The 6842-nt window shown below is 32.8% G+C and carries 5 protein-coding genes and 1 rRNA gene; 4 read left to right on the top strand and 2 right to left on the bottom strand.

From position 1 onward, the window contains the following. A 16S ribosomal RNA gene (locus FWJ34_RS16920) occupies positions 1-77 on the bottom strand; the annotation flags it as partial. Between the two features lie 478 nt (positions 78-555). On the opposite strand from FWJ34_RS16920, the gene FWJ34_RS16925 reads away from it, so the two are divergent. From FWJ34_RS16925 to rpsR, 3 genes are all read left to right on the top strand, one after another. Beyond that, on the top strand, positions 556-1569 hold the full coding sequence (locus FWJ34_RS16925; RefSeq protein ID WP_308256519.1) for a thiamine phosphate synthase: 1014 nt from the start codon (positions 556-558) through the stop codon (positions 1567-1569). A 144-nt stretch (positions 1570-1713) separates the two neighbouring features. Beyond that, the gene (rpmG, locus tag FWJ34_RS16930) at positions 1714-1908 is read left to right on the top strand and encodes a 50S ribosomal protein L33 (RefSeq protein ID WP_308256520.1); all 195 of its coding nucleotides are present in this window, start codon (positions 1714-1716) and stop codon (positions 1906-1908) included. 53 nt (positions 1909-1961) lie between these two features. Next, positions 1962-2177 (top strand): 30S ribosomal protein S18, encoded by a 216-nt coding sequence (rpsR, locus tag FWJ34_RS16935; protein ID WP_308256521.1) that lies wholly within the window; start codon positions 1962-1964, stop codon positions 2175-2177. 515 nt (positions 2178-2692) lie between these two features. Here rpsR and FWJ34_RS16940 read toward each other — a convergent pair. Beyond that, entirely contained in the window at positions 2693-5665 is a 2973-nt protein-coding gene (locus tag FWJ34_RS16940) for a hypothetical protein (protein WP_308256522.1), read from the bottom strand. 702 nt (positions 5666-6367) lie between these two features. On the opposite strand from FWJ34_RS16940, the gene FWJ34_RS16945 reads away from it, so the two are divergent. After that, on the top strand, positions 6368-6842 hold a 475-nt coding region (locus FWJ34_RS16945; RefSeq protein ID WP_308256523.1), incomplete at its 3' end, for a hypothetical protein.

The raw sequence follows: 6842 nt of genomic DNA on the forward strand, positions 1-6842 counted from the left end.
TTACTACCCCGTTCGACTTTCATGTGTTAAGCATACCGCCAGCGTTCATCCTGAGCCAGGATCAAACTCTCCATTGTAGTTTCCCTTACTGATAAGTTCCACTCTCGAAGTAGTTTTACTTGCTCTTCAACAATTTTAATTAAGTTTTACCTTAACTTTCTTTTCTTTTAAAGTTTTTTACACAAGAATGTAGGTGATCTAAAAATGGGATTGAAACTATTAAATTATCTAGGTTCTTGGTGTGTCAGAGAGAAGCGTTAGCCTCAATCGCACATTTACTAATATAACTTACTTCTTTTTAAATCGCAACCTTTTTTTTGAAAATTTATTTTATTTGCTGAATCGTTTAATTTACAAGTATTTTAGGGATAAGATATTTTTATTGTTAAAATTTTGATAAGATACTCAGTTTTCAATTACATCATTAGAAGTGGTAGAACATATTTTTTCTTTTTATCAATGGATAAATTGTAATAACGTTAATGCCTTGAAATATTAGCTATTAGTTCTTCCTTTGATATATAATCATCTCGATTAGCTATGTTTTATGAGTTCATGATTAACCAACAAAGCGCTATATATCGTATATTGGATGCAAATTTGGATCGGGCCCGAGAAGGTTTAAGAATAGTGGAAGAATGGTGTCGCTTTGGCTTGAATAATAAAGAAATTGCGACTAATTGTAAGGAAATGCGTCAAGAATTGGCTAGTTGGCATTCTGTAGAATTAAGGGTTGCGAGGGATACTCCCCATGATGTAGGATCTGATGTTACTCATACTCAAGAAGCGCAAAGAGAAAATTTACAAGATTTATTACAAGCAAATTTGTGTAGAGTACAAGAAGCTTTAAGAGTGTTAGAAGAATATGCTAAATTGTATGATATTGAATTTGCGGTTGCGATGAAACAAATGCGGTATCAAGTTTATACCCTTGAAAGTAAATTGCTTGGACAATCCAATTTTCAATTATTGGCTAAATCTTCATTATATTTAGTAACTTCTCCTGTCAATAATTTTTTGACGGTGGTAGAGTCAGCTTTAAAAGGAGGGGTCAAAATAGTACAGTATCGTCATAAAGATCAAGATGATTTAATTAAGTTAAAAGAAGCGTATAAGTTAAAACAATTATGTACTAATTATCATGCTTTATTTTTGGTTAATGATCGTATTGATATTGCCATGGCGGTAAATGCTGATGGGGTACATTTAGGACAAACAGACTGCCCTGTGGGTTTAGCTCGTCAAATTTTGGGTGGGGGTAAAATTATTGGGAAATCTACTAGTAACTCTCAAGAAATGCTAAAGGCAATTAGCGATGGTGCTGATTATATTGGTGTCGGTCCTGTGTATGAAACGCCTACAAAAGCCGGGAAAAAAGCGATAGGTTTGGATTATGTTCTTTATGCTAAACTTAATGCTACAATTCCTTGGTTTGCCATCGGAGGTATTGACAATAATAATATTCAAGATGTTATTAAAGCGGGGGCAACAAGAGTAGCTGTAGTGAGGGCAATTATGGAAGCTGAAAATCCTACAGCAGAAACAAAAAATCTATTGAGAAATTTATAACAAAATTATTATTCAATATATTTACAACTCTAAGGTTTAAAATTCTGTGGTTATGGATTTTTAGAGACTTGTCAAAAATAGCCTTAATATGGGATAATAATAGATTGTGTATAAAATTACTGTTATAGTAACTCAGCTAAAAAAATGGCAAGTAAAAAAGGTGTCCGTATAATTATCACTCTTGAATGCACTGAGTGTCGTACTAATAATGATAAACGATCTGCTGGTGTTTCTCGTTATACAACCATGAAAAATAGACGCAATACCACTGGCAGAATGGAACTTAAAAAATTCTGTACTCATTGCAACAAACATACTATTCACAAAGAAATTAAATAGTTTGATTTTCTAATTTTGTCAAAGTAAAAATAATAGTTGAATAAACATAAATTATGGCTTATTTTCGTAAAAGATTATCTCCAATTCCCCCTAGTCAACCGATTGATTATAAGGATGTAGAACTACTACATAAATTCGTGACTGAAAGAGGTAAAATGCTTCCTCGTCGTATTACTGGTTTAACAGCTCGTCAACAAAGAGACTTAACTCGGGCGGTAAAACAAGCTCGTTTAGTGGCATTATTGCCTTTCTTAAACGCAGAAGGCTAAATTATGGGTGCAGTCAAAAAGTATTTTTATTTTGATGAGGGTAGCTATTAGCAGTCAGCTATCAGCTTCAATGACCAAAAATCTAATGTTTAGCTTAGTAATGTTATTGAGTTAATGTAAGTTTTTGTTTCCAAATCAAATCACAAATATTTAGTTTTTCAAAAAAAATTGTCAAAATGGCACACTTTTTTGTGAGTGTAGTATTAATTAACCCTTGATTATTATAGCCTTCTGACTCCCAACAGCAAACCCTAATTAATTATCAACAATTAGCAATTAACAATAAATCATAGATATAGCAATTTTCAGATAAGCGAGGTACGGGCAAAGGGATGGCCGCCCATTATTAGCAAGATTTATAGAAGAGATCTCACCATAATGAAAAAGGCTATAGATTTTCAAGGAAAAATATTTTAAATTACCGAACAATTTACTAAAAAAAGTCAAAACCTAACTTTATTGATTAGAGAACTTCTCAAATTAGTAAACCACATCCCGATCTTGCAATAGTTTAGTTACCAGCGAATATCTCCTTTAACACTTCCGATAAAATTACCACTTTCTCCTATGCCAATTTGTGCAGTCAAACTAATAGGGCTATCAGGAAACTTATGTTCTATTAAAATACCATAGTTTAATTCTAAAATTCGACTATTAAAGCCTTCATTAATTTCTGTCGAGTTTTTGATATATAAACCTAAAGAAAGACGAGGAAGAACTTGTTGCATTGCTGTAAAACCATAGTATATTTGATCTCCAAGTTCAATATTACCATTAGCACTTAAACCAAAATTAAAGCCGATATTACCATTAATCAGACCAATCACCGGCCCATTACTATATTGAGGGATAATTCCTAAAGAACCAGTAAAAGAATAACCATACTTACGAGTTTGACGGGATATAGTATGAGAAAGAGAAATTTGCCAAGGGTTATTACTGTTGTTGGCACTATTCCAATTAAAACGCAAAAAAGGACTGTGAGTTGTCACCGCTAATACTTGCCCATTTTCATCTAAATCTAAACGTCTTTTATTGGCAGTTAATAGGGCATTGATATAAACACCCACAGATGGTTCAAAAATGCCTAAGCTATTTGTGACAGTTCCGGCTTTATTGTGATCAATATTAAACCAGAGCCCAGTATTAATACTGTAACTAAAATCATTAGATGTTCCTGCATATACTAATTCTACGGTGGGAAGAGAAATATAACCATTAAAAAATTTATTTGTAATAGTACGTTGATCTATTCTTTCTAAGACAAAACGATCGAAAGCAAGATCAAAAATTTTTACCCCAATGGGAACACTTGTAAAAAGGTTAGAGTCGAATTGCTGTATGAATTGATCACCTTCAGGGCTAACCAAAATTACTTGAGTGGCGGAAGATTCATTAATAGGTTGTGTTTGTTGACGATCATTGATGTTACTGGGAACAACGGGTAACTGTGTACCCATAAAGGTTAAAGGACCAAAATCACGGTTAGAAAATCGAGCTTCAGAAATTACGGTTTCCCCTTCATTCCAATTTCCGACAATACTGTCAATAAACTGAACTGCTCTGCGAATATTACCAGTTTTAATTTGAAAAAGACTTGATTTGGTGGGGGTGATGTAACTAGGAAAAGTGATAAATCCTGATACTTGGTTTAAGTTACTACCAATATTACTATAGGCAAGGTTAAGATTAAGCCGTTGATTCATTTGTCTTCTTTGTTCAGAAGTTGCTTTAGTTTCAAGAGAGTTAAAGAACTGATTATTTTCTTTTGCTTTATAGGCTTCTTCAATACTTTGATCTAAATTTTTAACATTAAATGCGGCAAAAACATACCCCATCATCATGCCAATAGTACTATTAACACTTTGTATTTCATCTATATCACTTTTTTCTGGTGCAAGAGTGAAAGATACCCCCGGATTGCTATAAAGATTAAAATAAGTAGCTTCGATTTTTTCTGGATCATAACGAATCATAAAACGATTCTGAGCGGCACTAAAATAAAAACGATACCAGTCAAATTTGCTACGATTTATTTCTACCAAATTAAGTTCAGGAGTACGAGTACCTAATCCTAACCAAAGCAGACTATTAAGATAATAACGATCACGTTGTTCCCCAGTTAAAAAAGGATTGACGAGAATATTTAATAAGTCCTTATTTTCAAATTTTCCCTCTTGAGCTATTTTGATGCCGGGGGTGGAAGTAATAGGAGCGTTAAAAATGCTAGGTTGCCCCATGGCAGGATTGCCCCATGAAATACCAGCCTGTGCTAATATTTCCTTAGAAATAACTGTTCCTTGTTGTAAATCTAATCCTGCTAAAGCCTGTAAATCTGTGGTAGGAAAAGCCTGAAGAATTAAAGGAGCATTTTGTACCTCTAAATTAGAGAATAATGCTCCTCCCCCACTAGGAGAAAAAGTTGAACCAGTGCCTAGTTGAAAATTTTGAGGAGTAGGTAAGACAATAAGATTATTTGCCGACTGAGTAATACTACTGCTATCAATATTAACTGTCCCTGCAGGAACACCTTCTGGATTAATCAATTGTCCGCTAATAGTAATTACTTGAAAATTGCTCAAATCTTCCACTCTAAATAATCTTTGGAAATCATTAGGAATAACCCATACTGCCTGAAGACCATTAAAACTTTGTTGTAGTCTCATGGTTTGGGAAAATTCAACTTGAGTTTCTCTACCTTGATAGATTAAGCCTCCTTGTAATCCTCCAACTTCTCCTATAATTCTATTTTCATCTAATACCCAATAAAATTGATCAGTATAAGGAAAAACACCAAAACTGATTTTATTGATCACCGGATTTTCTTTCGACCATTGTAAATCGAAGCTATGATAAAGTTCGTCAAATCTTGGTTTAAAAATTTGTGGGGAAAAACTGAGACTATCAGAACTATTAATAATCCAAGGGTAACGAACTGCGGTGTTACTTATGGCATTGGTAATTAATTGATTGATTTGATCTTGAATATTATCCGATACTTGAGGTTTAGACTGTGGTTGTACAGGTTGAGGTAAAGGTCCGATCGTTCCTTGATAAAAAGGATTTAGTTGTATATTTTGAATAAGATTGAAAATTTGACTGTTATTAAATTTCTGTACCGCATCTATTTGTTCTGGTGTTTTCGGAATCAAATCTTTAAGGGTATTATTACTTTCTGACGGTACTTGATACTCTAAATCAGTGCTATCAAAAGCAAACCCTTTCTCCCTTTCATTAGAAGGAAAAGGTTTGACACCAGACTCAGAAATTACCTGGCTATCTAATTTTGGATTACTTGTATTTTGAGAAATATCCGTATCCGTATTAACAATTTGCTCTAATACCGGCAAAGAAAGATCTACTTCAATTACTTCCTGTGCTTTTACTTTGAAAGGATTGAGCAATAAATACCATAGAAAAAAGAAGGGAAATAACCACGCCCTTTTAGACAACAAAAAATTTTTTGGCAGGAATGATACAGATTTCAAAATAAAATAAACCTAAGTATATATATCTAAAAAAGAAAAAACTCAGTGTCAATACATTACCTCAGTTCGAGATAAAATTATCGTTCAACGTGGCAGATTTGGAAAAAGAGCATCTCGACAAGCTCGATAACCATAGGGAAAAGTTTTTATAATTGAGATAAACTGTACTTTAATTGATTTGAAATATTTTTTCCTCAATTTAATCATTTGTTCGGGCAAATTTCCTCAATTATGACTTTTAACGCTTTATTTTTGATGTTTTTTTGTATTGTTTAAGCAATCTAGCAAATTGTATTTTTTTGAGTGTAAATATTATAGTTAATTAAACTTACTACGATATCCAAAAGATCATCTATTTATTTTAATTTATTTGTATAATTTTTTTCAATTTACTATAGACTAAATATTAGTTAGAGTGTATAATTTTTTTAGTTGCATTTTTTTATAAAATACATAAAAAAAGAGCTTGAAATCCTATATGGCATTATTATTAATATGTGATCTTTATTGTCAATCAATGAAAATAATTTATATTAACTTTACCAAAACTTTATATTAATTTTACCAAAACTTTATCACAACTTTACAGAAACTTTATATTAATTTTACCAAAACTTTATAAACAGGTAAAAACATCGAAAAAAAACATTTATTTTAACTTCTTAAACTTATTACCTCCACTTAAGTAAAAACACTGAGACTATGGTTACCATAAACGACAGCAACACAACCCCCTTTCAATATCTTTTCGATGAAGATAATAACTTTAGCTTTACAACCATCAGTCTTACAGATGATCCTTTCGCTACCCTCGAAGTAACCCTTACCGTTACTAATGGCACTTTAACCTTAGGCTCGTTAACGGGTTTAACCTTTACCACTGGAGATGGCACAGAAGACACCATTATTACTTTTTATGGTTCATTAGCCAATGTTAATAATGCCTTAAACAGTTTATTATTTAATCCCAATCATGACTATAACGGCAATGAAACCCTCGCTGTTTCTGTCACCAGTACCGTTGATGATGGTATAAATCCTCCGATAATTACTAATGCTAGTCAAAATGTCAGTCTTACCATTAATCCTGTCAATGATGCACCAGTTTTGACTCCTAGTGGAATCTTAACTTCCATCGCCGATGAAGATACTTTACCCGTTGGTGCTGTCGGTAGTT

Source organism: Geminocystis sp. GBBB08, from assembly GCF_016743215.1.
In the GTDB taxonomy this organism is placed as follows: Bacteria; Cyanobacteriota; Cyanobacteriia; order Cyanobacteriales; family Cyanobacteriaceae; genus Geminocystis.